The organism is Planosporangium thailandense (genome assembly GCF_011947195.1).
GTDB lineage: Bacteria > Actinomycetota > Actinomycetes > Mycobacteriales > Micromonosporaceae > Planosporangium > Planosporangium thailandense.
Genome location: NZ_JAATVY010000003.1, coordinates 209,455 through 233,957, shown reverse-complemented (window position 1 = coordinate 233,957; position 24,503 = coordinate 209,455). Strand labels below are relative to the sequence as shown.

29 protein-coding genes are annotated in these 24,503 nt (G+C 71.4%); 12 read left to right on the top strand and 17 right to left on the bottom strand.

The window, feature by feature from the left end:
* Window positions 1–8: 8 nt before the first annotated feature.
* From HC031_RS06530 to HC031_RS06495, 8 genes are all read right to left on the bottom strand, one after another.
* Window positions 9–1,175, bottom strand: a complete 1,167-nt coding sequence (locus HC031_RS06530; protein ID WP_167924257.1) for a PD40 domain-containing protein — start codon at window positions 1,173–1,175, stop codon at window positions 9–11.
* Complete coding sequence (locus tag HC031_RS06525) at window positions 1,172–1,720, bottom strand: SigE family RNA polymerase sigma factor (protein ID WP_167924256.1); 549 nt, start codon at window positions 1,718–1,720, stop codon at window positions 1,172–1,174. The genes HC031_RS06530 and HC031_RS06525 overlap by 4 nt, the downstream gene beginning before the upstream one ends.
* An 89-nt stretch (window positions 1,721–1,809) precedes the next feature.
* Complete coding sequence (locus HC031_RS06520) at window positions 1,810–2,616, bottom strand: PH domain-containing protein (RefSeq protein ID WP_167924255.1); 807 nt, start codon at window positions 2,614–2,616, stop codon at window positions 1,810–1,812.
* Window positions 2,617–2,618: 2 nt separating this feature from the next.
* Window positions 2,619–2,777, bottom strand: a complete 159-nt coding sequence (locus tag HC031_RS06515) for a hypothetical protein (protein ID WP_167924254.1) — start codon at window positions 2,775–2,777, stop codon at window positions 2,619–2,621.
* 128 nt (window positions 2,778–2,905) lie between these two features.
* Window positions 2,906–3,577, bottom strand: coding sequence for a DUF6758 family protein (locus HC031_RS06510; protein WP_338090501.1), 672 nt, complete (start codon window positions 3,575–3,577; stop codon window positions 2,906–2,908).
* Window positions 3,578–3,669: 92 nt separating this feature from the next.
* Window positions 3,670–4,308 (bottom strand): TrmH family RNA methyltransferase, encoded by a 639-nt coding sequence (locus tag HC031_RS06505; protein ID WP_167924253.1) that lies wholly within the window; start codon window positions 4,306–4,308, stop codon window positions 3,670–3,672.
* Window positions 4,309–4,382: 74 nt separating this feature from the next.
* A complete protein-coding gene (locus HC031_RS06500) occupies window positions 4,383–4,859 on the bottom strand; it encodes a hypothetical protein (protein WP_167924252.1) in 477 nt (158 codons plus the stop codon).
* A gap of 148 nt (window positions 4,860–5,007) precedes the next feature.
* Window positions 5,008–5,508 (bottom strand): MaoC family dehydratase, encoded by a 501-nt coding sequence (locus tag HC031_RS06495; RefSeq protein WP_167924251.1) that lies wholly within the window; start codon window positions 5,506–5,508, stop codon window positions 5,008–5,010.
* Window positions 5,509–5,785: 277 nt separating this feature from the next.
* Here HC031_RS06495 and HC031_RS06490 point away from each other — a divergent pair, with 277 nt between their 5' ends.
* Together HC031_RS06490 and HC031_RS06485 are read left to right on the top strand one after the other, a co-directional pair.
* Window positions 5,786–6,226, top strand: a complete 441-nt coding sequence (locus HC031_RS06490; RefSeq protein WP_167924250.1) for a hypothetical protein — start codon at window positions 5,786–5,788, stop codon at window positions 6,224–6,226.
* The gene (locus tag HC031_RS06485; RefSeq protein ID WP_205862338.1) at window positions 6,223–7,116 is read left to right on the top strand and encodes an MFS transporter permease; all 894 of its coding nucleotides are present in this window, start codon (window positions 6,223–6,225) and stop codon (window positions 7,114–7,116) included. The genes HC031_RS06490 and HC031_RS06485 overlap by 4 nt, the downstream gene beginning before the upstream one ends.
* On the opposite strand, the gene HC031_RS06480 is transcribed toward HC031_RS06485, so the two are convergent.
* Window positions 7,054–7,458 carry a DCC1-like thiol-disulfide oxidoreductase family protein gene (locus tag HC031_RS06480; RefSeq protein WP_167924249.1) on the bottom strand — a complete coding sequence of 135 codons (405 nt, stop codon included), beginning with the start codon at window positions 7,456–7,458 and terminating at the stop codon, window positions 7,054–7,056. The two genes, HC031_RS06485 and HC031_RS06480, sit on opposite strands and share 63 nt — an antisense overlap.
* Window positions 7,459–7,593: 135 nt before the next feature.
* On the opposite strand from HC031_RS06480, the gene trxA reads away from it, so the two are divergent.
* From trxA to HC031_RS06465, 3 genes are all read left to right on the top strand, one after another.
* On the top strand, window positions 7,594–7,968 hold the full coding sequence (gene trxA, locus HC031_RS06475) for a thioredoxin (RefSeq protein WP_167924248.1): 375 nt from the start codon (window positions 7,594–7,596) through the stop codon (window positions 7,966–7,968).
* Window positions 7,969–8,036: 68 nt separating this feature from the next.
* On the top strand, window positions 8,037–9,101 hold the full coding sequence (locus tag HC031_RS06470) for an Rv2578c family radical SAM protein (protein ID WP_338090500.1): 1,065 nt from the start codon (window positions 8,037–8,039) through the stop codon (window positions 9,099–9,101).
* 62 nt (window positions 9,102–9,163) lie between these two features.
* The gene (locus HC031_RS06465) at window positions 9,164–9,580 is read left to right on the top strand and encodes a CoA-binding protein (RefSeq protein WP_167924247.1); all 417 of its coding nucleotides are present in this window, start codon (window positions 9,164–9,166) and stop codon (window positions 9,578–9,580) included.
* Between the two features lie 51 nt (window positions 9,581–9,631).
* Here the strand turns inward: HC031_RS06465 and HC031_RS06460 are convergent, their stop codons facing one another.
* Window positions 9,632–10,834 (bottom strand): acyl-CoA dehydrogenase family protein, encoded by a 1,203-nt coding sequence (locus HC031_RS06460; protein ID WP_167924246.1) that lies wholly within the window; start codon window positions 10,832–10,834, stop codon window positions 9,632–9,634.
* Between the two features lie 130 nt (window positions 10,835–10,964).
* Complete coding sequence (locus HC031_RS06455) at window positions 10,965–11,882, bottom strand: SDR family NAD(P)-dependent oxidoreductase (protein ID WP_167924245.1); 918 nt, start codon at window positions 11,880–11,882, stop codon at window positions 10,965–10,967.
* A 180-nt stretch (window positions 11,883–12,062) separates the two neighbouring features.
* Here HC031_RS06455 and HC031_RS06450 point away from each other — a divergent pair, with 180 nt between their 5' ends.
* On the top strand, window positions 12,063–12,569 hold the full coding sequence (locus HC031_RS06450) for a DUF4190 domain-containing protein (protein ID WP_167924244.1): 507 nt from the start codon (window positions 12,063–12,065) through the stop codon (window positions 12,567–12,569).
* Between the two features lie 68 nt (window positions 12,570–12,637).
* On the opposite strand, the gene HC031_RS06445 is transcribed toward HC031_RS06450, so the two are convergent.
* Window positions 12,638–13,597 carry an HpcH/HpaI aldolase/citrate lyase family protein gene (locus HC031_RS06445; protein WP_167924243.1) on the bottom strand — a complete coding sequence of 320 codons (960 nt, stop codon included), beginning with the start codon at window positions 13,595–13,597 and terminating at the stop codon, window positions 12,638–12,640.
* Between the two features lie 94 nt (window positions 13,598–13,691).
* On the opposite strand from HC031_RS06445, the gene HC031_RS06440 reads away from it, so the two are divergent.
* Window positions 13,692–14,486 carry an SDR family NAD(P)-dependent oxidoreductase gene (locus HC031_RS06440; protein WP_338090499.1) on the top strand — a complete coding sequence of 265 codons (795 nt, stop codon included), beginning with the start codon at window positions 13,692–13,694 and terminating at the stop codon, window positions 14,484–14,486.
* Window positions 14,487–14,538: 52 nt separating this feature from the next.
* Here the strand turns inward: HC031_RS06440 and HC031_RS06435 are convergent, their stop codons facing one another.
* Both HC031_RS06435 and HC031_RS06430 read right to left on the bottom strand, forming a co-directional pair.
* On the bottom strand, window positions 14,539–15,036 hold the full coding sequence (locus HC031_RS06435) for a hypothetical protein (RefSeq protein ID WP_167924241.1): 498 nt from the start codon (window positions 15,034–15,036) through the stop codon (window positions 14,539–14,541).
* An 8-nt stretch (window positions 15,037–15,044) separates the two neighbouring features.
* Window positions 15,045–15,731 (bottom strand): HAD family hydrolase, encoded by a 687-nt coding sequence (locus HC031_RS06430; protein ID WP_205862337.1) that lies wholly within the window; start codon window positions 15,729–15,731, stop codon window positions 15,045–15,047.
* 104 nt (window positions 15,732–15,835) lie between these two features.
* Between HC031_RS06430 and HC031_RS06425 the strand changes: the two genes are divergently transcribed.
* Window positions 15,836–16,747, top strand: a complete 912-nt coding sequence (locus HC031_RS06425) for an EamA family transporter (RefSeq protein ID WP_167924240.1) — start codon at window positions 15,836–15,838, stop codon at window positions 16,745–16,747.
* Between the two features lie 41 nt (window positions 16,748–16,788).
* Here HC031_RS06425 and HC031_RS06420 read toward each other — a convergent pair whose 3' ends face one another.
* On the bottom strand, window positions 16,789–17,661 hold the full coding sequence (locus tag HC031_RS06420; RefSeq protein WP_167924239.1) for a PhzF family phenazine biosynthesis protein: 873 nt from the start codon (window positions 17,659–17,661) through the stop codon (window positions 16,789–16,791).
* A gap of 84 nt (window positions 17,662–17,745) precedes the next feature.
* Here HC031_RS06420 and HC031_RS06415 point away from each other — a divergent pair, with 84 nt between their 5' ends.
* From HC031_RS06415 to HC031_RS06405, 3 genes are all read left to right on the top strand, one after another.
* Window positions 17,746–19,080 carry a magnesium transporter MgtE N-terminal domain-containing protein gene (locus HC031_RS06415; RefSeq protein ID WP_167924238.1) on the top strand — a complete coding sequence of 445 codons (1,335 nt, stop codon included), beginning with the start codon at window positions 17,746–17,748 and terminating at the stop codon, window positions 19,078–19,080.
* The gene (locus HC031_RS06410) at window positions 19,073–19,744 is read left to right on the top strand and encodes a DUF1003 domain-containing protein (RefSeq protein WP_167924237.1); all 672 of its coding nucleotides are present in this window, start codon (window positions 19,073–19,075) and stop codon (window positions 19,742–19,744) included. The genes HC031_RS06415 and HC031_RS06410 overlap by 8 nt, the downstream gene beginning before the upstream one ends.
* 183 nt (window positions 19,745–19,927) lie before the next feature.
* Window positions 19,928–21,073, top strand: coding sequence for an Mrp/NBP35 family ATP-binding protein (locus HC031_RS06405; protein WP_167924236.1), 1,146 nt, complete (start codon window positions 19,928–19,930; stop codon window positions 21,071–21,073).
* 36 nt (window positions 21,074–21,109) lie between these two features.
* Here the strand turns inward: HC031_RS06405 and HC031_RS06400 are convergent, their stop codons facing one another.
* Both HC031_RS06400 and HC031_RS06395 read right to left on the bottom strand, forming a co-directional pair.
* Entirely contained in the window at window positions 21,110–21,526 is a 417-nt protein-coding gene (locus tag HC031_RS06400; RefSeq protein WP_167924235.1) for a Sec-independent protein translocase subunit TatB, read from the bottom strand.
* A gap of 130 nt (window positions 21,527–21,656) precedes the next feature.
* Complete coding sequence (locus HC031_RS06395) at window positions 21,657–23,012, bottom strand: S1C family serine protease (protein WP_167924234.1); 1,356 nt, start codon at window positions 23,010–23,012, stop codon at window positions 21,657–21,659.
* A 162-nt stretch (window positions 23,013–23,174) separates the two neighbouring features.
* Here HC031_RS06395 and HC031_RS06390 point away from each other — a divergent pair, with 162 nt between their 5' ends.
* Complete coding sequence (locus HC031_RS06390) at window positions 23,175–23,765, top strand: class I SAM-dependent methyltransferase (protein WP_167924469.1); 591 nt, start codon at window positions 23,175–23,177, stop codon at window positions 23,763–23,765.
* Window positions 23,766–24,503: the final 738 nt, after the last annotated feature.

The following is a 24,503-nucleotide window of genomic DNA, read 5'->3' as shown; positions in this document are numbered from 1 at the left end:
TCATCCGATCATGCGACCGGCCTCGCGACGACGAGCCAACGCTCCGTTGTGGACGGAGCGGGCAGCTCCTGCGGGTGCTGCGGGTCGGTGACCCTGCCGTAGCGGAGGTGGCTCTCCTCGGCCACGGCGAAGGTGTCCCGGCCGGTCCACACCGGCCCCGCCCACCAGGTGCCCTCGGCCGGCACACTCGTCGCCGTCAACCTGCCGTTCCGGGTGTCCACGACGCCGACGGCGCGGTTGGCCTCGCCCAGAACCCACCGCCCGTCCGGGGACAAGCCGTGCCGGGCGACGCTCAGGTACGGCTGGCCGCAGGCCTTGTCACCGGCGCGGAGTCCGGCGGCCGGGTCGAGCACCGCCGTGCAGAAGGTCCCCGGACGGGCGTCCTTCACCTCGCCGACCACCGACCGGCCGTCCGGCGTGGCGGCGTAGATGGCGACCACGTCGTGGTTCCAGGTCGGCACGTACCCGCCCTGGGACGGATCCCACAGGTCGTAACCGTCGTAGTCGATCCCCTGCCGGTTCCCGATCACCAGGTACGACCCGGCCCAGCCGACCAGCTCCGCGCCGGTACGCCCCTGGGATCTGTCGGAGCCGGGCAGCTGGACGCCCTGCCCGCTCAGGTCCCGGCCGCCGGCGACGGTTGCGACGGTGAGCATGCTCCCCTGCTGGTACGCGATGCGCCGGCCGTCGGGCGAGAACGCGAAGTTGCTCGGAAGCCCGTCGATCACCAGGGTCGGCTCGCCGCTGTCACGAACCAGCCAGAGCTGGTGGGTGGCCTTGTCACCGCGTACGACCAACCAGCCTTCCGGCACCCGCAGCGCGTCGTACACGTCGCCACTGCCGGGAAGGCTGATCGGGGCGTGTCCGGCCGGGCGGAGCTCGCCACCGACCACCAGGTCGAGCGGTGCCGTCGACGTGACGTCGGCGTTCGGCGCGGCGGCCAGCTGGCCGGTCCGCCGCTGGCCCGGCTGGCCGCCGAAGCCGCCGCCCGCCCACAACGTGCCGGAGGTCACCATCGCGATCACCACCGCGAAGGCGGCGCCTACGGTGATCCGCCGGTGTCGGCGGATCACGCGGCCGCGGGCGATGGCCGTACCGGCGACGTCGTGGATCGGCGGCACCTCGGCCACGTTGGCAGCGAAGGTGTTACGCAGTTCATCCTCAAGCCTGGTCACCGGACTGTCTCCTTCGCTGTCTGTGGGGCACGCGCACCGGGTTCGATCCCCTGTTCACCAAGTCGCCGGCGTAGCGTCGCGAGGGCCCGGGAGCACTGGCTCTTGACCGTGCCGACGGACACGCCGAGCAGCGCGGCGGTGTCCACTTCGGACAAGTCTTCGTAGAAGCGCAGGACCAGTACGGCCCGCTGCCGGGCAGGCAGCTCCTTGACGTGGGCCCACAGCGCGTCGCGCTCCAGGCGCGCGTCGAGGCCGTCCGAGATCGCCCGTTCCGGGAGCACCTCGGTCGGCCGTTCACCGTGCCAGCGCCGTCGCCACCAGCTCGTCGCGGTGTTGACCAGCACCTTGCGCGCGTACGGCTCGACCGCCTCGATGCGCTCGATCCGCCGCCACGCCAGATACGTCTTCGTCAGCGATACCTGCAGCAGGTCCTCGGCCGCGCCCCAGTCGCCGGACAGGAGGTAAGCGGTCCGCAAGAGCGCCGTGGAACGCGCCGCGACAAAGTCACGGAACTCCCGCTCCGGGTCGCCTGCCGATGAGACCACGCCTGACTCCTTCCTCGGATGCACCAACCGATACGCGTTGGGGCACGAGAAAGGTTGTCAGGAAAACGGTGGAGATTTCCGGCGGCGCGTCAGGTGCCGTCGTCCTCGTCGAACTCGCCCTCGCTGATCCGTCCCAGCCGGGCTTCGACCGCCTCGGGCTCGTACATCTCCTCGACGATACGCAGGTAGAGCTCGTTGGGGTTGGGCAGGTTGTCGACTTTGCGCAGCGCCTGCTCCTGGCCGGCGGACTCCAGCTCGAACGTCCCGTAGTTGAGGAGCCGGCCGAGCGGCGACTGCACGTACTTCATGTCGGTGACCCGCAGCAGCGGCATCATGGCGACCTTACGGGTGACGATGCCGTTGACGAGCATGACCCGTTTGTTGGTGAGGATGAACCGGTCGTACCACCAGTCGGCGGCCCGCCAGCCGAGTGCGACCAGAATCGCCAGCCACAGCAGGATGACGATGGTCACGCCGCTGGAGATGTTGTGCTTGGCCATGTAGCCGGTGGCGTACCCCATGAGCAGGGTCGCGGCCACGCCGATCAGGATCTCCCTGATGAGCTCGATCCAGTGCCGCCGCCACTCGCCGCGGTACTTCTCGGTCGGGAACAGGTATCGCTGGACGATCGAGCTGGGCTCCTCCTCCAGCGGCAGGACGCGCCGGGAGGGTACGAGCGGGGGCGCCAGCGGCTCGCCCCGTAGCGCCGCCAGCTCCTCGTCGGTGAGCGGAAGAGGCTCGTCGACGACGTAGTAGGCACCCCCCGCGGTGACGCCGGGGTCCCCGCCGCCAGCCGCCTCGGACGGGTCATCGAGCGGCCGGGCGAACTGCTCGGTCTCCTGGTCTTCCCAGCGACGGCCTGGATCTTCGCCGTCGGGCGGCTCCGGCGTCGTCATCGTCAGCTGACGAGCCTCGAGAAGAAGTCACCGAAGCCGGTTCCAATGTCGACGAGTCCGTTTCCCAGCGACTTCACGACCTGCGCCGCCGAGGCGGGGCGGTAGGCGACGAAGAACACCAAAAAAGCGATGGAAGCCCAGGTGAGGACCTTTTTGACCATCTCGGGCCTTCCCTCTCCCCACGGCCTCGGGTGCATCACGCCGCGGCCAACTCACAGTATCAGTGATGTGCCTATCGGTGAACGTTCACTCATCCGTCCAGACAGGACCCGATCCTAGTGGTGCCGGGCTATGCGCAGCTATGCAGATGCGGGGAAGGGGCGCCGAAAACGAGTTCGCTGGGCAACGAGTCGACCAGATCGCACAGCGAGAGATCCTCGGCCACGAGATATCCGGCGGACGCCGGCCAGGCCACCGCGTACAGCCACATGCCCTTGGCTTCACCCACGTACGCCGACCGGTCGTCGGCGGACTTCACCGACCACAACGGGGTCGGCCAGCCCGCCACCCGTACCTTCGCGTGCGCCGGCGCACCGTCCTGCGCGCCCTCGAGGAACGGTCCCGGGTCGGGGCCGGGAATGCCGGCGAACCGGGTACCCAGCCCCACGCCGGGCTCCTCGGCGACCAGGACGAGGTCGGCCGGGCCGCGGTCGATGGGCGCCGGGCCGCTACAGGCCAGTACGGTGGCCCGGACACCGGAGCGCCCGTCGCCGGCCCAGCCGACCCCCGTCACCATCCACCCTGGCGGCAGCGGCCACAGCGCCCACAGCGGTGTCGCGTCGGCGCCGGGCCGGCGTGGGCGTAGCTTCGCGACGACCGCCTCGAGGATCTCGGCGTTGATGTGCTCGGCGACGGAGAACGGCAGGACGGGCCCGTCGACATCGCAACGCCAGTCGCTGTTCATCAGGTCGGGCGCTCGCACCCGACCGCCGCACCTGGGACAGCAAACGGCGATGCCCATACGACTACGGTGCGTCGTCGCCACGAAGCCGTCAAGCGCCGCCACCCGGGCGGGTGGACGGTCCGGCACTCGCCGGGCGCGGCCGGCAGCCGTCAGCCGGCGGGCGGTCCGGCGTGCACACGGACCCAGGCGTGCATCGCGATCCCGCTGGCCACCCCGGCGTTGATCGAGCGCGTCGAGCCGTACTGCGCGATCGAGTACATCCGGTCGCAGGCTTTGCGGGCGCGCTCGGACAGGCCCGGCCCCTCCTGACCGAAGAGCAGGACGCAGCGGCGTGGCAGGACGACCGACTCCAGCGGCGCCGCACCGGGCAGGTTGTCGATGCCCACCACCGGCAGTTCCTCGCCGTGCGCCCAGGTCACCAGGTCCGCGATCGACTCGTGGTACCGCACGTGCTGGTAGCGATCGGTGACCATGGCGCCGCGCCGGTTCCAGCGCCGACGGCCGACGATGTGCACCCCGGCCGCCAGGAACGCGTTGGCGTTGCGCACGACCGTGCCGATGTTCAGATCATGCTGCCAGTTCTCGATCGCCACGTGGAAGTCGTGCCGCCGGAAGTCGAGATCGGCCACGATCGCGTCGAGCCGCCAGTACCGGTACCGGTCGACCACGTTGCGGCGGTCACCGGCCGCCAGCAGTTCCGGGTCGTACCGGGGGTCCGTCGGCCACGGACCGACCCACGGACCGACCCCCACTTCGAGATCAGGTTCGACCTCGACATCCTCGCTCATGACAGGCAAAGGTACGCGCAGCGCGAGGACCGCAGCTTGCGAGGACCGCAGTCGCAAGCCGGTCAGGTACGGGGTCAGACGGTCAACGCGAGCGACAGGTCCGCCAGGAACCGGCGCTCGGCCGGTGTCGCGCACCCTTCGGCCCGGTTGGCCGAGCACACGGTCGCGGCGATGTCGACGAGCCAGTCCCGGTAGGCGGCGGCGTCCTCGCCCGGGGCTCGCCGCGTGAGGGCCCGGGCGCCCACCCGGCAGTCGGCCAGCACGCTCGCGATTCCCGACCGTGGTTCGGCGAACTCGTGCGGGTCGCCGTCCCCGACCTGTTCGGCGTAGATCGCGGCCACCACGTCCCGCAGCAGCCGACTGGGTGACGCTCTGCCGGCCGCGATCGCCTCGATCCCGGCGATGCCCTCCGCCACGGTATGCCCGATGTTGTCCCGCTCGACCGCCGTGGCGGCGATCAACACCCGGCCGGGGAGTCGGACGATGAGATCCCACTCCGCAGGCGGGAAGGACAACGCGACGGTTGACCGGCTCCCTCGTTGGTGCGGCATGACGACCCTCCAGCGCTCAGCATAGGCGCGCCGGTAACCGTGATCGTTAGCCGTCCCTGACAGGTCACGGGGCAAGTCGCGGGCCCCGACCGCCGGGGTGCGACCGCCGGGCGCCGGACGCCGGATCAGGCCGGTCGGCGTCGCGGGATCACGCGGAGGGCTTGGGCTCCGGGAAGCTCGGCTGCTCGGGCCCCGCGAACTCCTTCTTCGGCACCATCACCTTGCGCCGGAACACGCAGACCAGCGTGCCGTCCTGCTTGTAGCCGCGGGTCTCGACGCTCACCACACCCCGGTCCGGCTTGGATTCGGACTCCCGCTTGTCGAGCACGGTCGTCTCGCCGTAGATGGTGTCGCCGTGGAACGTGGGCGCGACATGGCGCAGCGACTCGACTTCGAGGTTGGCGATCGCCTTGCCGGAGACGTCCGGCACCGACATGCCCAGCAGGATCGAGTAGATGTAGTTCCCGACCACCACGTTGCGCTTGAAGTGTGTCGATGTCTCCGCGTAGTGGGCGTCGATGTGCAGCGGGTGGTGGTTCATCGTCAACAGGCAGAACAGGTGGTCGTCATATTCCGTGACCGTCTTGCCGGGCCAGTGCCGGTAGACCGCGCCGACCTCGAAATCCTCGAAATACCGCCCGAACTGCATCGCGACCCCTTCCCATCGACCGGCCTGACATTACCCGCAGGTAACCAACCGGAACATGGAGATGTCGACCACAGAACGCAGTGAGCGGCGGGGCCCTCCCCGGCACCCGCCGCCCACGCTCTGTGATCGAGAATTTTGCCGTAAAGCGCAACTCACGGTGTAGAGACGCAGGTCACAGTTACCAAACTGTGAGGTTTATTCTGGCCCGACACCGCCGCTCACAGAAACACGACTACACAGCGTGAACGCCATAGCACCACAACCCGGCGACACTACGGTGAGCCACGACACCCTCTCGCCGTCCGGCCGCCGGCTACGCCTCGCCGCCACCCTGATCGGCGCCGTCCTGCTGCTCGCGGGCACGATCGCCGGCACCGACGACGACTTCCCCTTCGGCCCGTTCAGCATGTACGCCAGCGCCCAGCGGCTCGACGCGCCGGTGGCGGATACCCGCATCGAGGCCGTCGACACCGGCGGGCGCCGGTGGATCCTGACCCAGACCGACACCGGCATCCGCCGGGCGGAGATCGAAGGCCAGCTCGACCACTTCACCGCCCGGCCGGCCACACTGTCGGCCCTCGCGAGCGCCTACGAACGGCGCCACCCCGGCGCACCGGCGCTGACGACGATCGAGATCGTGGTGCGCTGGCACGAGGTACGCGGCGGCCACCCGACCGGGCGCTACAACGACCAGACCCGGGCGGTGTGGCACCCGTGAGCGAGCACCTGGGCCGGGCGACCGCCTGGCTGACGGAGGCGGTACCGCGTGCCCGCCTCGCCTGGTTCCGCACCGTGGCCTACCTGTTCATCGCGGCGGACCTCGTCTGGTTCACGCCGTGGGTACGCCACCACGGACAGCTGCCCGCCGACTTCTACCGTCCGCTGCTGGTCGGCCGCCTGGCGCACCTGCCAATACCCACCGGGCCGCTGGTCGAAGCGGTGTACTGGCTGCTCCTGACCGCCGCCCTCGCGGCGGCGACCGGGCGGGCTCCCCGCCTGTTGGGATGGACCGTCTTCGTCCTGTACGCGGAGTGGATGGTCGTGGCCATGAGCTACGGCAAGGTCGACCACGACCGCTTCGCGTTACTGGTCGCCCTCGCCGCGCTGCCGACGGCCGGGCCGGCAGCGTACGGCGACCGTATCCGCACCGAGCGCGGCGGCTGGGCGCTACGGGTCACCCAGCTCGCCGCCGTCGCCACGTACTTCCTGTCCGCCTGGGCGAAGCTCCGCTTCGGCGGCCCGCAATGGCTCACCAGCGCGACCCTGACGTGGGCGCTGCTGCGCCGGGGCACCCCGCTCGGCCAGCCGCTCACCGACGTACCCGGACTGCTGGTCGCCGCACAGTTCGGCATCATGGCCTTCGAACTTCTCAGCCCGCTCGTCTTCGTCCTGCCGCGCCGGTGGCGCCACCTCGGCGTCGCGTTCTTCTACGCGTTCCACCTCTGCGTGTTCGCCACCACCACCATCTCGTTCATCCCTCAACTGGTGGCGCTCACGAGCTTCCTTCCGCTCGAACGGCTCGGCGACCCGCGACGGCGTCGCGCCCTACGGCTCGAGGTCGCCGGCGAGCGGGCGCGGGAGCGCGCAGGCGGGCGTGCCGCCGGGTAGCCGATGCCGGTTGCGCGCCACCCACCGGTACGCGGGCCACGCCATCGCCAGTACCGGGCGGGCGGCGAGCGCCGTACCGACCGGACGCCACAGCAGGCGCCCGCTCGCTCCGGACGCCTGACGCAGCAGCCGCGCGATCGCCGCCGGCCCGGAGGCGACCTCGCCGTCGGCACCGACCCACTGCACGGCCTCGGCGCAGCCGTCAGCCGTCAGCCCGAGCGCGGCGAGGTCGAGCCGCTGCCACGCCTCGACCCGGGCCGGCGTACGGATATGACGCTCGATGAAGCCGGCGCACGACGAGCAGAAGGCGCAGTCACCGTCGTAGACGAAGGTCGGTCGCACGGATCCATTGTGGGGCGGTTTAGCCGGTCGGGTGGGGGTACGGCTGACGTGACGATCCGCACGCTGAGGAATCACACCGACCAGACGGTTGTTGCCGATGAACAGACCCGCAGGACGCAGATCGGAGACGAGACAATGGCGACCGTAGCGCTCACCGCTGAAAACTTCGCCGAGACGGTATCGGGCGAGGGCATCGTGCTCGTCGACTTCTGGGCCAGCTGGTGTGGACCGTGCCGTACGTTCGCGCCGGTGTACGAGCGCGCCGCGGAGAAGCACCCCGACATCACCTTCGCGAAGGTCGATACGGAAGCCGAGCAGCTGCTCGCGAGCGAGTTCGAGATCCGTTCCATCCCGACGGTGATGGCGATCCGTGACGGAATCATGGTGTTCGCGCAGCCCGGCGCGCTGCCCGAGTCGGCGCTGGAGTCGCTCATCAGCCAGGTACGCGCGCTCGACATGGACGAGGTACGCCGCCAGGTCGCCGCGAACACCTCCGCGCCCTCGTCCTGACCCGCCCACGCTCCCGCCACCGGCGCGCCCACTGGACGCGCGCGTCGAACTGATGTTCGAATAGGCGGGTGCGTTGGGACAATCTTTCGACAGGCGAGGCCACCGAGGGAGCACCGGCACTGCCGATCCGGGTGGCCGGCGCCGTCGAGCGCACCTTCGACACCCCCGAGTTCCGGGGCATGACGTTCTACGAGGTGCGCGCCAAGTCCATCATCAACCGGGTGCCGGGCACCTCACGGGTGCCGTTCGAGTGGACGGTTAACCCGTACAGAGGGTGCAGTCACGCATGTAACTACTGTTATGCCCGCATAACGCACAAATACCTCGATTTGGACACCGGCCGGGACTTCGACACCCGCGTCGTCGTCAAGGTCAACGCCGGTGCGCTGCTGCGCAAGGAGTTGGCCTCCCCACGCTGGCGCGGCGACCAGATCGCGATGGGCACCAACGTCGACTGCTACCAGCGGGCCGAGGGCCGGTACCGGTTGATGCGTGACATCATCGCGGCCCTGCGGGACTTCGCGAACCCGTTCTCCATCCTCACCAAGGGCACCCTGATCCTGCGCGACCTCGACCTGCTCACGCAGGCCGCCGAGGTCACCCGGGTCGGCCTGTCCGTGTCGGTCGGCTTCGTCGACGAGGCGCTGTGGCGGTCGGTGGAGCCGGGCGCCCCGAGCCCGCGTCGGCGCCTGGACGCGGTGCGGCGCCTGTCCGACGCCGGGTTCGCCGTCGGGGTGCTGATGGCCCCGATCCTGCCGGGCATCACGGACACGGCCGAGTCCATCGACGAGACGGTCCACGCCATCGCGCAGGCGGGCGCGGCGAGCCTGGTCCCGCTGGGCCTGCATCTGCGACCGGGCGCCCGGGAGTGGTACCTGTCCTGGCTCGCCCGGGAGCGGCCGGACCTGCTGCCCCGCTATCGCGAGCTCTACGGGGACGGGTCCTACCTGGGCGCGGGCTACCAGCGGGAGCTGACCGCCCGGGTGCGCCAGGCGGCCCGCCGGTACGGACTGACCGCGGGCGGGGTCAACACCGCCCGGCAGGTGGTGGCCAGCCCGCAGGAGTCCCGGGTTCTCGGCACTCCCCCGGTGCGCAGCCGGCCGGCCGAGCCGGAGCAGCTTACGCTGCTGTAACCACCTATGACTCCATAGTGGAGCCTCGGCGATCGTGGGCGAATCGCGCTAACCTTTCCCTGGTGAGGAGCCCACGGCAGATTCTCGAGGAGTCGGTCACCATCGCGGTGGTCGGCGCCTCCCGCAACCCCGGCAAGCCGGCGCACAGCGTGCCGGCGCAGATGCTGCGACACGGCTGGCGTGTCATCCCGGTCAACCCCTACAGCGACGAACTCTGGGAGCAGCGCGCCTACCCGGTGCTCGCGGAGATTCCGGAGCCCGTCGACCTGGTCAATGTGTTCCGGCCGGCCGAGGAGGCCGCCGAGGTGGTCCGGGAGGCCGTCGAGATCGGCGCCCGGGCGGTGTGGCTGCAGTTGGGCATCGCCTCGCCGGAGGCGCGGGCGATCGCCGAGGAGGCCGGCATCGACTACGTGGAGGACGAGTGCATCGCCGTCGTCCGGGCCTCCGCCGGGCTGACCCGCAAGATCCAGGCGTCCTGATCAGGACTGCGGGCGGTGGTCAGCTCCGCCGCCCGCAGCCGCGACAAGCCGTTAACGCTGCTTGTACTCCTTGAGCAGCCCCCGCGAGATGATCGTCTTCTGGATCTCCGAGGTGCCCTCGCCGATGAGCAGGAACGGCGCCTCGCGCATGAGGCGCTCGATCTCGTACTCCTTGGAGTAGCCGTAACCGCCGTGGATGCGGAACGCCTCCTGCACCACCTCGGCGCAGTACTCGCTGGCCAGTAGCTTCGCCATGCCGGCCTCGACGTCGTTGCGCTTGCCCGAGTCCTTCAGGCGCGCGGCGTTGACCATGAGGGCGTGCGCCGCCTCGATCTTCGTACCCATCTCGGCGAGCTTGAAGGCGATGGCCTGGTGGCCGGTGAGCGGCTTGCCGAACGTCTGCCGCTGCTGCGCGTACGCCACGGCCAGTTCGAAGGCCCGGATCGAGATGCCGCAGGCGCGGGCGGCGACGTTGACCCGCCCGACCTCGATGCCGTCCATCATCTGGTAGAAGCCGCGCCCGAGACCGGCGTCCACGCCGCCGAGGACCGCCGAGGCCGGGACAGTGTGGCCCTCGAGCACCATCTCGGTCGTCTCGACGCCCTTGTACCCCATCTTTTCGATCTTGCCGGGGATGGTCAGGCCGGGCGCGGTCTCGCCGAAGCCGGGCTCCTTCTCCAGCAGGAACGTCGTCATGTTGCCGTACACGGTGTCGGCGCCGACGTCGGTCTTGACCAGCGTGGCAACGACCGACGAGTACCCGCCGTTGGTCAGCCACATCTTCTGGCCGTCGATGGTGAACTGGTCGCCGTTGCGGACGGCCTTCGTACGGATCGCCGAGACGTCCGATCCGCAGCCGGGCTCGGACATCGAGAAGGCGCCCCGGATGCTCCCCTCGGCCATCTTGGGCAGGAAGTGCTGCTTCTGCTCGGGCGAGCCGTGGTGGGAGATGAGGTAGGCGACGATGAAGTGCGTGTTGACGATCCCGGAGATCGACATCCAACCGCGCGAAAGCTCCTCGACGACCAGGGCGTACGTCAGCAGCGACTCGCCGAGACCGCCGTACTCCTCGCTGATCGTGAGCCCGAACAGGCCCATCTCCCGCATCCCGTCGACGATGTCGGCCGGGTACTCGTCGGCGTGCTCGAGGTGCTGAGCGTGCGGGATGACCTCCTTGTCCACGAACTCCCGGACGGTCTCCAGGATCGATTGCTGGACGTCGGTCAGGCCGGGCGTCTGGGCAAGGCGTGCCATGGTGACCTCCGAGGCGTTATAGGTAAACGCAGATTAAGTTACTGACGAGTACCCTGCGACCGCATGCGGTGTGAAAACCCTCACCGGAAAGACCGTCACCCGCAATGATGCGCCGCCACAGCGGTGCCGCTCAGCGGTACTGCGCCTCCTGCACGCTGTTGCCGCCGTCGACGACGAGCATCTGCCCGGTGATGTACGACGCGGCCGGCGAACACAGGAACGCGATGGTCGCGGCGACCTCGTCGGGAGTGCCCGGCCGCCCCATCGGGGTGCTGTACCCCTGCTTGAGCTCCACGAGCGTGGACGCCCCGGTATGGATGATCCCCGGAGCCACCGCGTTGACGGTGATCCCGTCGGCCACCAGTTCCATGGCCAGCGCCCGGGTGAGCCCCACGACGCCCGCCTTCGCGGCCGCGTAACCGGCCTCGGCCGGCAGCGCGTTCACCGGCCCGGCGGTCGCGGCGAGGTTGACGATGCGCCCCCAGCCGTGCTCGGCCATCCCACCGACGAAGGCGCGGCTGACCAGGAACGCCGTGCTGAGGTTGCGGTCGATCTCCGCGCGCCACTCGTCGTAGGTCAGCTGGGCCACCGGCCGCAGCACCTCCGGGCTCGCCTTGCTCGCGAGCCCGGCATTGTTGACGACGATGTCCACCGGGCCCAGCTGGTCACCGATGGCGTCGGCCAGCGCGCCGACCTCCGCCTCCACCGTGAGATCCGCGACGAACCCGGTGACGCCGAGCTCGCTCGCCCGCTCGTGGATACGGCGCGTGGTGGACACGATCGCGACGCTCGCGCCGAGCGCGCGCAGCCGCCGGGCCGTCGCGTATCCGATCCCGTCCGGGCTGCCGGCGCCGGTGACCAACGCGACCCTGCCGTCGAGGCGGTCGTCACTGAGCGGGGAGGACTGCTCGGACACGATCGGCTCACCGTCGGGTAGCTCGCCGCTCGGGACCGCCCGGAGGGTACGCCGGACGTGACCGGGTCGGCTCGTGTCTCGTCGACTGCTCTTCGCGCCGGCCGCGGCGCCGCGTCGCGACTCAGGTGCCATGCAAGCGATCCTGCCTGTTGGCGATGTGGCGGGCAACGACAACGCGAATGTTGGCCGGGAAATAGGTCCTGATTGCCGACACCGGAGCCGGACCTTGATCGCTACCCTGGTGAAGCCGTCGTCGACGGACGATGGGCCGCGGCCGTTCGCCGCGCCATGTGACCGTACGGAGCGCACACGATGACCAACCCGCCGCAGCAGCCAGACAGTTGGCAGCAGCCATCCTGGCCGCCGGCCGAGCAGCAGCCGCAGCAGCCGTCCTACCCGGATCCGTACGCGAGCACGTCCGCGCCTCCCGGCTACCCCGCGCCGCCCGGCTATCCGGTGCCCACCGGCTACACCGTCCCGCCCGGTAGCCAGGCCGGCTACCCCGGGTACGGCTACGGCACCCCGCCGCCGGCTGCCGCCCCCAACAACGGCATGGCCATCGCCTCGCTGGTCGTGTCGATCGTCGGCGCGCTCGGCCTGTGCGGGTACGGCCTCGGCGGCTACATCGGCATCGTCGGCGCGATCCTCGGCCACGTGGCGCGCCGGCAGATCAAGGAGCGGGGCGAGGCCGGCGCGGGCATGGCGCTCGCCGGCGTCATCGTCGGCTGGATCGCCGGCGCCATCGCCGTGATCGCCACGATCATCATCGTCATCGTCATCGTCGCCGCCGTCCAGCACAGCAACACGACGACGTTCTGACGCCCGCTTCGAAGACCAGCGAACGCCCGCCGGATCTTCCGGCGGGCGTTCGTCGTCCCCGAGTGGGATCAGCCCTTGTCGGGCGGAGTGAACGTGCTGGTGCGCGACATTCCGGCGGCCCGGCCCTTGCCGGCGACCACCAGCGCCATCTTGCGGGACGCCTCGTCGATCATCTCGTCGCCGAGCATCACCGCGCCGAGCTTGCCGCCGGCCTCCGAGGTGTAGTACTCGTACGCGTCGAGGATCAGCTCGGCGTGGTCGTAGTCGGCCTGACTCGGCGAGTAGACGTCGTTGGCCGCGTCGATCTGGCCGGGGTGCAGCACCCACTTGCCGTCGAAGCCGAGCGCCGCCGACCGCTTCGCGACCTCGGTGAACCCGTCGACGTCGCGGATCTGCAGGAACGGCCCGTCGATGGCCTGCAGGTCGTGCATCCGGGCGGCCATCAGGATGCGCATGAGGATGTAGTGGTACGGATCGGCCGGGTACTCGGGGATCAACTGCCCGACGACGAGGGACTTCATGTTGATCGAGGCCATGAAGTCGGCCGGCCCGAAGATGATGGTCTCCACGCGCGGCGAGGCGGCGGCGATTTCGTCCACATTGACCAGGCCGGCGGCGTTCTCGATCTGCGCCTCGATGCCGATACCGCCGACCGGCAGCCCGACGGTCTTCTCGATCTGGGTGAGCAGGAGATCCAACCAGTGCACCTGGGCCGCGTTCTGCACCTTCGGCAGCATGATCGCGTCGAGGTTGGCGCCCGCCCCCTCGACTACCTCGATCACGTCACGGTAGGTCCACGGCGTGGTGAGGTCGTTGACGCGTACGACCCGTACCTTGCCTTCCCAGCCCCCGTCGTTGAGTGCTGCCACCACGTTCTTGCGCGCGTCCGGCTTGGCCAGCGGGGCGACCGCGTCTTCGAGGTCGAGGAAGACCTGGTCGGCCGGTAGCCCCTGCGCTTTGCCCAGCATCTTGACGCTCGAGCCGGGTACGGCCAGGCAGGACCGCCGAGGCCGTCCGAGAGCACCCATACGAGGCTCCTTAGGAGTCGGTAAGTTGTTTACCCAACGGTAACTGCGCCGCCGGATCGGGGAGAACACAGCTGTGGAAGATCTCACCGTCGTTGTGACAGGTGCCAGTTCGGGTGTCGGCCTCGCGGCCGCGACGGCGTTCGCGCGGGGCGGCGCCCGGGTCGTCCTGGTCGGGCGCGATCCCGGCCGGCTCGACGCCGCGGTCGACCAGGTACGGGCGACCGGCGGCCCGGCGCCGGACAGCTTCCGGGCCGACTTCGCCCGCCTGGCCGAGGTACGGGCGCTGGCTTCCTACCTGCTCGACCGGTACCCGACGATCGACGTGCTGGCCAACAACGCCGGCGGCATCGTCTCGTCGTACGCGCGGACCGTCGACGGCTTCGAGATGACGATCCAGACCAACCACCTCGCTCCGTTCCTGCTGACCAACCTGCTCCGGGACCGGCTGCGGGGCGGTCGGGTCGTCAACACCGCCTCCGACGCCCACCGCCGGGGCCTGGTCGACCCCGACGACCTGGTCGGCGGAGCCGGACGTTACGACCGGTGGTCGGCGTACGGGGCCAGCAAGGGCGCCAACATCCTGTTCGCCGCCGAGGCGGGCCGCCGCTGGCCGGACGTGCTGTCGACCTCCTACCACCCGGGGGTCGTCCGTACCCGCTTCGGCTCGGACTCCCCACTGCTCGCGGCGTTCTACCGGGTCGCGCCGTTCCTCACCACGCCCGAGGGCGGCGCCGACACGATGGTCTGGCTCGCCACCGCTCCGGCCGCCGACATCGCCCAGGGCGGCTACTACGTGAAGCGGCGGCCGCGCCGGCCGGCCCCCAAGGTCGCGGACCCGCAGTTCGCCGCCCGCCTGTGGGAGGCGAGCGCCAAGGCCGTCGGTCTCTAGCGCGATCTTGGACAGTTGTGCGAGCTATAGGTCGCACAACTGTCCAAGATCGTTAGCGTTTCCGCACGCGGTGCAGCCGGAACGGCCGCCGCGGCGTCCGGGCCGCGGGCGTCGGCGGTGGCGGCGCGGCCAGCGACGCGTCGGGCAGGGTCGACCCCGCCTCGGTGGGCGCCCCGGCCGGCGCCAGGCGGCTCACCACACACTCGGCCGCCCACCGGGTCACGATCTCCTCGGTGGCACCCCTCGCGTTGAGCCGCTTGCCGGCCAGCTGAGTCGCTACGGCGTCCCACTCGTCCGTGCCGAACGTGATCCGGGAGACCTCCGCCGGCCAGGTGACGATCCGACCGCCGTGGTCACCGCGCGCCGTCACGTACGCGGTGGTCGCCTCGGCCAGCCCGGGCGCCACCTGCTCACCCGGTCCGCTGACGACGTACAGCGCGCCGTCGATCCACACGCACCAGACGGCGTAGGCCGGCCCGGCGCCCGGCACCGTCAGCCACGCCACGGCGGCCTTCTTCATCGCCTCGTCGACGAGCGGCACCTGCTCCATGCCTGAAATTATGCTGCCGCCGCGGCGTCCACCATCGCGAGCACCTCGGTCAGCGACCCGATCACCGGGCCGCTGAAGTCCGGATCGCCGCGGAAGACCAGGTGGCCGGCGAGGTCGGGGGCGGCCAGCCGGACGGCCGCCATGCCGACCGCGTGGGCGCCGGACAGCTCCCGGCTGCCGCCGTCGCCGACGTAGAGGCACTCGTCCGGGTCGACGCGCAGCTGCCGGCAGGCCTCCAGGTACATGGCCGGGTGCGGCTTGCACCTGCCGACCCGCACCGAGAACACGTGGGCGTCGAGGTACGGCGCGACCGCCAGCCGGGACAGGAACGCCGGCAGCTCGTACCAGCAGTCGCTCACCACGGCGACCGGCAGGCCCCGCCGGCGCAGGCCGGACAGGACGGGTACGGCTTCCGGGCGCAGCACGGTGTCGGCGTACACCGCCTCGATCCGCGCGGCCACCGCCTCGGTGAGCTGGCCGAGGGTCGGCCGGCCACCGGCGGCGTACGCCACCCGCCGCAGCCCGTCGAGCTCCGACCCGTACCCGCCGGCGGCGCGCAGGTAGAAGGTCCGGTCGAGCTCGGCGACGAAGGCGTCCGGGTCGCAGCCGAGCTGGCGCGCGATCTCGGCGTGCCGTGGGCCGCGCCGGACGGCGGCCGTGAGGGTACCGAAGAAGTCGAACACCACCGCGCGCATGAGCTGGTCTCCCGGGAGGAAACGGACCCGAAAGAGCGTAACGAGCCCGACACTGCGGGTAGGTCGGCCGATCGGCCACGCCCCGCATGGCAGCATGATCATCCGTGCGCACGCCAGGCCTACCGACCACCGCGGCACTCGCCGTCGCGCTGCTCGCCGTCTCCTCCTCGGCTCCGCTGATCGCGTACGCGGCGGCCCCGGCCCTGGCGATCGCCTTCTGGCGCAACGCCCTCGCCGTCGGGGCGCTGGCGCCGGTCGCGCTCACCCGGCGCCGCCACGAACTGCGCGGCCTCGACCGGCGTACCGCCGTGACGTGCGTACTGGCCGGCGTCGCGCTCGCCGCGCACTTCGCCACCTGGGTACCGAGCGCGAAACTGACCACGGCCGCCACGGCGACCGCGCTGGTCGCCACCCAGCCGGTGTGGGCCGCGCTGATCGCGGTCGCCACCCGCATCAAGGTCGCGGGCACCACCTGGGCCGGCATCCTCGTCGCGGTGGCCGGCGCGGCCCTTGCGACCGGCGCGGACCTGGCCGCCTCCCGCCGCGCCGTCACCGGCGACCTGCTGGCGATCGTCGGCGGGGCGGCGGCGGCCGTGTACACGACGCTGGGCGAGCGGGCCCGGGCGCGGGCGAGCACGACCGCGTACACGACGGTCTGCTACGCCGTCTGCGCGGTGCTGCTCGGCGCGGTCTGTCTGGTCGGGGGCGTACCCCTGCACGGGTTCGACGGGCGCACCTGGCTCGCGATCGCCGCGCTGACCGTGGGTGCGCAACTGCTCGGCCACTCGCTCGTCTCGTACGCGCTGCACCGGGTGTCGGCGACCACCGTCTCGGTGCTGTTGCTGATGGAGGTACCGGGCGCCGCGCTGCTGGCGTGGGGCTGGCTGGGGCAGACGCCGCCGGTGCGCAGCCTGCCCGGGTTGGCGCTGCTGGTCGCCGGGGTCTTCGTGGTCGTCATCGGCGCGGCCCGCCGCGGCGCGGCGACGACGGCGGCGGACGCCGCGGTCGGCCCCTGACTCCCACCTGAAGAAGCGCGCTCCCCCCGGAAGAAGCGCGGTCAGCCGACGAAGGGCGGGACGGCGATCTCGCCGGCCGCGACCGGAACGACGTGTCCGCTGACGGTCGCGGACACGGCCGCCCCCGCGGCAGCGGTCACCGTGCAGTCCATGCGCGACGGCCGGTGGATCTCGGCGCCCTGCAGCACCCGGTACGCCGATTCGCCGTCGCCGGGCAGCAGTCCCGCGGCGACCAGCCACACCCCCAGCCCGAGCGCGGCGGACCCGGTCGCGGGATCCTCGGGAATGCCCATACCGGGACCGAACATCCGGGCGTGCGCCGTCGCCGTGCCGGGATCCCAGGCGAAGACCTCCACGTCGGTGAAGCCGGCCGCCGCCAGCGCGCTCGCGTCACAGGCCGCCCGGGCGACCGCCGACGGCTTCACCGACAGGTACGGGAACTCCAGCCCGCAGCCCGCCACCCGGGGCGCCGGACCCGCGAAGTCGTCCGGCCCGAGCCCGACCGCCGCGAGTAGCGGCCCCGGATCGATCTCGGCGCCGATTGTCGGGGTGCCCCCGGTCACCATCGCGGCCCCGGTCGGCTCGACCACGATGGGCAGCAGGCCCGCGCCGCACTCCTGGACGACCGTGCCGGCCGCGTACCAGCCGGCGCGCTGGAGCGTGACCGCCGCGCCCACGCTGGGATGGCCGGCGAACGGGATCTCACCGCCGGGTGTGAAGATCCGTACCCGGTACGTCGCACCCTCGGCCGTCGGGGGCAGCACGAAGATCGTTTCCGACAGGTTGAACTCACGCGCGATGGTGTGCATCTGCTCGCCGGCGAGATCCTCCGCGCCGTACACTACGGCGAGCGGGTTGCCGGCAAATGGCCGGTCGGTGAACACATCGACAACCTCGTACCGCAACGTGGTCATGACCCTGAGCCTAGAACCGGCGACCGCGCTTTCGAAGGCACCGACTCGGCATGCGGACGATCGAACCCGACTACTCTGCTGTACGTGACAACCGCGACCAGGGTTTACGTCGCCCGCCTCGCCGGTCTGCCCATGTTCGATCCGAACGGCGACCAGGTCGGGCGGGTTCGCGATGCGGTCGTCCGGGTGCGCCCCGGCCAACTGCCGCCCCGGGTGGTGGGGCTGGTCGCGGAGATCCCCATGAGACGACGCATCTTCGTACCCATCACGCGGGTGACGGGTGTCGAGGCCGAAACCGTCATGCTCAACACCGGCACGCTCAACCTGCGGCGCTTCGAAAAGCGCCTGGGCGAGCTGCTCGTGCTGGAGGACCTGCTGGACCGGCGGGTCACGATCCAGCCCACCGGCCGGCAGGGCACCGTGGTGGACCTGGCCATGGAGAGCGACCGCACCGGCGAGTGGTCACTGGCCCGGGTCGCGGTCCGCGAGCTCACCGGCCGGCTGACCCGCCGCGGCCACCTGCATCAGCTCGACTGGAACGAGGTCCGCGGCCTGGTCGGCGCGCCCGACACCCAGGGCACCGCCGGCCTGCTTGCCGTCCTCGACAACATGCGCCCCGCCGACCTGGCCAACGCGCTCCAGGAGCTGTCGGACGCGCGCCGGGTGGAGGTCGCCACGGCCCTGGACGACGAGCGCCTCGCCGACGTGCTGGAGGAGCTGCCCGAGCACGACCAGGTCGAGATCATCGCGGCGCTGGGCCGGGAGCGCGCCGCGGACGTCCTCGAGGAGATGGACCCCGACGACGCCGCCGACCTGCTCGCCGAGCTGCCCAAGCCGGACCAGGAGGCGCTGCTCGACCTGATGGAGCCGGACGAGGCGTCGAAGGTCAGCCAGCTGCTCGACTACAAGCCCGGTACGGCGGGCAGCCTCATGACGTCCGAGCCGATCATTCTGACCCCGGACGCCACGGTCGCCGAGGCCCTGGCGCGCATCCGGGAGCCGCAGCTGTCCCCGGCCGTGGCCGCCGGGGTGTTCGTGACGCGGGCGCCCAACGCGACACCGACCGGGCGATACCTGGGCGTCGTGCACTTCCAGCGGCTGCTGCGCGAGATGCCCTCGGCGCTGCTGGGCGGCGTCGTCGACAACGACATCGACCCGCTCGACCCGGCCACGCCGCTGTCGGAGATCACCCGCCGGATGGCGACGTACAACCTGGTCTGCATGCCGGTCGTCGACAGCAACAACCGGCTGGTGGGCGCGGTCACCGTCGACGACGTGCTCGACCATCTGCTGCCGCCGGACTGGCGCGACCGCGACCAGGCGGAGCCGATCGCGGCCGGGTACGGCCTGTCGCGATCGGGCCAGCTGACCGGGCGGCCGGGCGCGACCACGAGGCGGGAGGGCCGTGGCCATGACTGAACCTCGCCGCGCCGGCCGGCTCGACCAGCCGCGCGAGCCGGGCCGGATCATCCTGCCGCGCCTGGACAAGGAGGCCTTCGGGCGCTTCGCCGAGACGTTCGCGCGGTTCATGGGCACGGCCCGGTTCATCGTGTACATGACGATCTTCGTCATCGTCTGGGTGGCCCTGAACCTGATCGGGCTCTTCGGCCTGCGCTGGGACCCTTACCCGTTCATCCTGCTCAACCTGTTCTTCAGTACCCAGGCGTCGTACGCCGCACCGCTGATCCTGCTCGCGCAGAACCGCCAGGCCGACCGCGACAGGGTGTCTCTGGATGAGGACCGGCGGCGGGCCCAGATGCAGAAGGCCGACACCGAGTACCTGTCCCGCGAGATCGCCTCGCTGCGCATCGCCCTCGGCGAGGTGGCCACCCGCGACTTCATCCGCTCGGAGCTGACCCGGCTCGTCGAGGAGGTCGACGAGGCGACGCACCGCCGCCTCAAGGCCGAACGCGCCGACCGCGCCGAACGCAAGGACGAGCGCAAGGAGCAGCGCAAGGACGCCAAACGCGCCGCCCGCCGGGCGGAGGAGGCCGGGTACGAGTACGAGCTCGAACCCGACGACCAGCCGGAGGCGATCGGCCCGGGTCCGGAGATGCAGGCGCCGCGCGCCTCAAGGGGCTAGGCGCGCGGCGTTACCTGCACCGATGTTCGCACCGGGAAACGCCCAACGTCCACCCCTGATCCGGGGACGACCGGGCAGGACCGTAGCCACCCGGGCACCCGGCCCGCCCGGCCGGCCGGCAGTGGCCAGCCCCACGCCCCCGGCCCCGGTGGGCAATATCGGGTCGGACGTAGCATTGGCACCATGTCTGCCCCCGCCACGACGAGTGAGGCCGCGCTCCAGTCGGCCCTCGCGACCGTCAACGATCCCGAGATCCGCCGCCCGATCACCGAGCTGGGCATGGTCAAGTCCGCGAGCGTGCGCGCCGACGGCATCGCCGAGATCGCGATCCTGCTGACGGTTGCCGGCTGTCCCCTGCGCGACAAGCTCCGCAGCGACATCACCGAAGCGGTGGCCCGGGTGCCCGGCGTACAGGGCGTCGAGATCGACTTTGGCGTGATGTCCGACGAGCAGCGCCGTAACCTCCAGACCAGCCTGCGTGGCGCGGGCGGCGCCGAGCCGGTCATCCCGTTCGCGCAGCCCGGGTCGCGCACCCGGGTGTACGCGGTGGCCAGCGGCAAGGGTGGCGTGGGCAAGTCGAGCGTCACGGTCAACCTGGCGGCGGCCCTCGCCGCCAAGGGGCTGTCGGTCGGCGTGGTCGACGCCGACATCTACGGGCACTCGGTGCCACGCATGCTCGGCGCCGACGGCCGCCCGACCCAGGTCGAGCAGATGATCATGCCGCCGCAGGCGCACGGCGTGAAGGTGATCTCGATCGGGATGTTCACCGCGGGCAACGCGGCGGTCGTGTGGCGCGGTCCGATGCTGCACCGCGCGCTGCAGCAGTTCCTCGCCGACGTGTACTGGGGCGACCTCGACGTGCTGCTGCTCGACCTGCCGCCCGGCACCGGTGACGTGGCGATCTCCCTGGCCCAGCTGCTGCCGAGCGCGGAGATCCTGGTCGTCACGACGCCGCAGGCGGCCGCCGCCGAGGTGGCCGAGCGGGCCGGCGCGATCTCGTTGCAGACGCACCAGCGGCTGGTCGGCGTCGTGGAGAACATGTCCTGGCTGGAGCTGCCGAACGGCGAGCGGATGGAGGTCTTCGGCGCCGGCGGTGGCCAGACGGTCGCCGACTCGCTGACCCGCCTCACCGGCGCCCAGGTGCCGCTGCTCGGGCAGATCCCGCTGGACACCCGGGTACGGGAGGCCGGCGACGCCGGGCATCCGATCGTCCTGGACGCGCCGGAGGCCCCGGCCGCGAAGGCGCTCACGGCGGTGGCGGACCGGCTCGCGGTCCGCCGGGAGAGCCTCGTCGGCAAGCCCCTCAACCTGCGCCCAGCGGGCCGCTGAACGCCCACGGAGCCACCTGGCCGGCCGGCAGCCGGCTCAGGTGGCTTCGTCGTACGTGTGCGGGCTGAGCGCGGGCTTGGCGGCGGGGGCCGCGGGGCCGGGCTGGTGCACGTCGAGGGTGGTCGCCGTCGCGCTCAGATCGCCCTTGATCTCGTCGGCGGTGCCGCGCAGGTCGTCGTAGATGCCCTGCAGCGGCTTGCGGAGGGCGGCCTCGTCCTCCTCGCTGAGCACGTGCTTGCGCAGGAACGTCTTGGGGTTGAGGTCTTCCAGCGCGATGTCGGTGCCCAGTTCGCGGCTGAGGTCACTGGTGGCGTTGCGCGCCATGGCGCGTAGCTGCCGCAGCACGCGGACGCCGTCGCTGATCGCCTTGGGCAGCTTGTCCGGGCCGAAAATGAACAGGCCGACCAGGATTATGACGATCAGCTCCCAGCCGCCGATGTTTTCCAGCCCCATGCCGTCCTCCCTGCGTCAGGGCCAGCGTACTTACCCGGCCGGACCGACCGGGAGGCCCGGCCGGCTGCTTCGTGCCGTCCGCTTGCCTGCCGTCCGGCTGCTTCGTGCCGTCCGCCTACTTGCCGTCCGCCTACTTGCCGTCCGCCGCGAGGACGACCTGCGCGTTCCGCTTGGCGCCGTCGCGCGTGTACTCGACGCTGACCCCGGCACCGGGGGCGTACTTGCGGACGAGGGCGATCAGATCTCCCGGGTCTTCGAGCTGGGCGCCGCCGAACCTGGTCAGCACGTCCCCCGGGCGCAGCCCGGCGTTGGCAGCCGGCCCGCCGTCGGCGACCGTCTGGAACCGGACGCCGCCGCTCGCGCCGTGGTACGTGGTGTCCAGCTCGGCACCGATCACCGTACGCCGTGCCTTGCCGGTACTGATGATGTCCTGGGCGACGCGCTTCGCCTGGTTGATCGGGATCGCGAAGGCGAGCCCCACGTTGCCCGCCTGCTCCTGGTCGGTGGCCAGCGACTTGATCACGGCGTTGATGCCGATGACCCGGCCGGCCGCGTCGACGAGCGGGCCGCCCGAGTTGCCGTGGTTGACCGCCGCGTCGGTCTGGATCGCGGCGTAGTACCTCGTCGGGCCGCCCGCCTCGCCGGCCGCGATCGGGCGGTCGACGGCGCTGACGATCCCGTAGGTCACGGTGTTGGCCAGCGCCAGCGGCGATCCGATCGCCAGCACCGGGTCACCGACCTGTGCGGAGTCGGAGTCGCCGAACTGGATCGGGGTCAGGTTGCCGGCGTCGAGCTTGAGCACCGCCACGTCCGACTCGGGATCGCTGCCGACGACCTTGGCCGACACGGTGTTCCCGTCGCTGAACGTCGCCAGCGCCGATCCGGACGACCCGGCCACGACGTGGTCGTTGGTGATGGCGTACCCGTCGGTGGAGACGATGAAGCCGGAGCCGAGGCTGGTGCCGCCGCTGGCCTGGACCTTGACCGTGATGACGCTGGGCAGCACCTTCTTGACGACACCGGCGAGGGAGTCGGGCGCGCGCTGGGTCAGCGGCGCCGGCTTGTCCGCCCCGAGCGCGGGCCCGCGACCGGCCCCGCTCCGGGTGGCGAAGACGAAGCCGAGCGTGCCGCCGAGCGCACCGGCCAGCAAGGCGGTGATCACCGATACGAGGACGACCAGCCCGAGTCCGCGCCGCACCCCGTCGCCGGCCGATGCGCCGACCTGTTCGAGCGGGGGCGCGCCGGAGGTCGGGGGCGTGATCACGACGGCGGCGGGCGCCGCCGGGTCGCGCCACGGATCGGCAAGCGCATCGGACCACCAGGGAGAACCGGCTCCGTTCACCGCGTTGACGGGGCCTCCCGCGCCCGGCGGAGGCGTCGGCGCGGCAGGTCCGGATTCGGGGCGGACCCACGAGCCGGACGCTCCGGCAGCGGGCGTCTGCCGCCGCGTGCCCCAGTCACTCACGATCGGCTCTCCTTCATTCATCCGTTCCCAAGGATTACACGGACCGACATCCCCCACACCGGCCCGCCGTTCCCTAGGCTCGTACAAGACTTGACATCGAACGCAAGGAGGTGCGCCATCGCCGCGTCCACAAGGATTCCCCAGCAACACGCCGCCCACGCCCACGAGTTCGCCGAGGCGTACGTGGCGGAGGACCCCGTCCTGGCCGTGGCCCGCGCACAGGCGAAGGAGGTAGGGCTCACCCCGGTCGGTCCGGCCGCCGGCGCCGCCCTGCGCTTCATCGCCGCGGCCAGCAACGCCCGCGCGGTGGTCGAGGTGGGGACCGGCACCGGGGTCAGCAGCGTGTGGCTGCTGCGTGGCATGCGGTCGGACGGCGTTCTGACCACGATCGACATCGAGGCCGAGCACCAGCGGGTCGCCCGCCGGATCTTCGCCGAGGCCGGGTTCGCGCCGTCGCGTACCCGCATCATCACCGGGCGCGCCCTCGACGTGCTCCCCCGGCTCGCGGACGGCGTCTACGACCTGGTCTTCGTCGACCATGAGGCCGCCGAGTACGCGTCCGCCGTCGACGCGGCGGCCCGACTGCTGCGCCCCGGCGGGGTCCTCGTGCTCGGCGCCGCGCTCGCCGACGGCAAGGTGGCCGACCCGGCCGCCCGGGACCATGGCACGGTGGCGCTGCGTGAGGTACTCAAGGCCATCCGTGACGCCGAGGAGTGGACACCCGCGCTGCTTCCGACCGGCGGCGGGCTCCTGTGCGCCGTGAAGCGAGGGTGAACCCCGACAGAAGATCGACGATGGGAATTGTCATACCCGGACACGAGGCTTGCCGGCATGACGAACTCCCTTCGCGAACGGCACCGCGCCGTGCTGACCGCCGCCGCTCCCTACGCGCTGTCCCGGACGCTGCGCGCCCTCACCGGCTTCGCCCCGTGCGCCGGCGACCAGACGATCACCGACGGGCGCGTGCGCAAGGCGCTCCTGCGGCCCGGCGCCCGGCCGGACGAGGCGGTCGTGGTCGAGGTCGGACCTCCCCCTGAAGGGCAGCCGGGTGTCAGCCTGATCGTGTACGCGGGGAGCCCGCTGACCCGGCAGGAGGAGGCCGGTGTGCGGCAGGCGGTCAGCCGCTGGCTCGGCCTCGACGACGACCTCAACGGCTTCCTCGCCGCCGCCCGCGCCGACCCGGCGATGGCGGCGGTGCTCGCCGTCACCACCGGCCTGCACCAGGTGCGGTTCGCGTCGCTGGCCGAGGGCGCCGCGTATTTCACACTTACCCAGCGCAGCACCCAGTGGTTCGCCGCCGCCCGCAAGCGCCGGATAGCCGCCGAACTGGGTGCGCGCGGCGAGCTCGACGGCCAGGTTCACGTCGCCTTCCCGTCGATGGCCACCCTGGTCGCGCTCGACGAGGACGCGCTGGTCCGCTTCGCCGGCAACCGCCAGCGGGCCGGGCGCCTGCATGAGGTGCTGACCGGGATCGCCGCGCTGGACGAGGAGTGGCTGCGCACGGCGCCTTAC

Bases quoted from the DNA above. Each gene is read 5' to 3' on its own strand.
- HC031_RS06435 (WP_167924241.1), bottom strand. From the start codon at position 15,036: ATGGAGCAGGTGCCGCTCGTCGACGAGGCGATGAAGAAGGCCGCCGTG.
- trxA (WP_167924248.1), top strand. From the start codon at position 7,594: ATGGCGACCGTAGCGCTCACCGCTGAAAACTTCGCCGAGACGGTATCG.
- HC031_RS06495 (WP_167924251.1), bottom strand. From the start codon at position 5,508: ATGCAGTTCGGGCGGTATTTCGAGGATTTCGAGGTCGGCGCGGTCTAC.
- HC031_RS06445 (WP_167924243.1), bottom strand. From the start codon at position 13,597: ATGGGTGCTCTCGGACGGCCTCGGCGGTCCTGCCTGGCCGTACCCGGC.
- HC031_RS06400 (WP_167924235.1), bottom strand. From the start codon at position 21,526: ATGGGGCTGGAAAACATCGGCGGCTGGGAGCTGATCGTCATAATCCTG.
- HC031_RS06395 (WP_167924234.1), bottom strand. From the start codon at position 23,012: ATGAATGAAGGAGAGCCGATCGTGAGTGACTGGGGCACGCGGCGGCAG.
- HC031_RS06500 (WP_167924252.1), bottom strand. From the start codon at position 4,859: ATGCCGCACCAACGAGGGAGCCGGTCAACCGTCGCGTTGTCCTTCCCG.
- HC031_RS06405 (WP_167924236.1), top strand. From the start codon at position 19,928: ATGTCTGCCCCCGCCACGACGAGTGAGGCCGCGCTCCAGTCGGCCCTC.
- HC031_RS06520 (WP_167924255.1), bottom strand. From the start codon at position 2,616: ATGACGACGCCGGAGCCGCCCGACGGCGAAGATCCAGGCCGTCGCTGG.
- HC031_RS06515 (WP_167924254.1), bottom strand. From the start codon at position 2,777: ATGGTCAAAAAGGTCCTCACCTGGGCTTCCATCGCTTTTTTGGTGTTC.
- HC031_RS06455 (WP_167924245.1), bottom strand. From the start codon at position 11,882: ATGGCACCTGAGTCGCGACGCGGCGCCGCGGCCGGCGCGAAGAGCAGT.
- HC031_RS06460 (WP_167924246.1), bottom strand. From the start codon at position 10,834: ATGGCACGCCTTGCCCAGACGCCCGGCCTGACCGACGTCCAGCAATCG.
- HC031_RS06505 (WP_167924253.1), bottom strand. From the start codon at position 4,308: ATGAGCGAGGATGTCGAGGTCGAACCTGATCTCGAAGTGGGGGTCGGT.
- HC031_RS06420 (WP_167924239.1), bottom strand. From the start codon at position 17,661: ATGACCACGTTGCGGTACGAGGTTGTCGATGTGTTCACCGACCGGCCA.
- HC031_RS06410 (WP_167924237.1), top strand. From the start codon at position 19,073: ATGACTGAACCTCGCCGCGCCGGCCGGCTCGACCAGCCGCGCGAGCCG.
- HC031_RS06450 (WP_167924244.1), top strand. From the start codon at position 12,063: ATGACCAACCCGCCGCAGCAGCCAGACAGTTGGCAGCAGCCATCCTGG.
- HC031_RS06510 (WP_338090501.1), bottom strand. From the start codon at position 3,577: ATGGGCATCGCCGTTTGCTGTCCCAGGTGCGGCGGTCGGGTGCGAGCG.
- HC031_RS06430 (WP_205862337.1), bottom strand. From the start codon at position 15,731: ATGCGCGCGGTGGTGTTCGACTTCTTCGGTACCCTCACGGCCGCCGTC.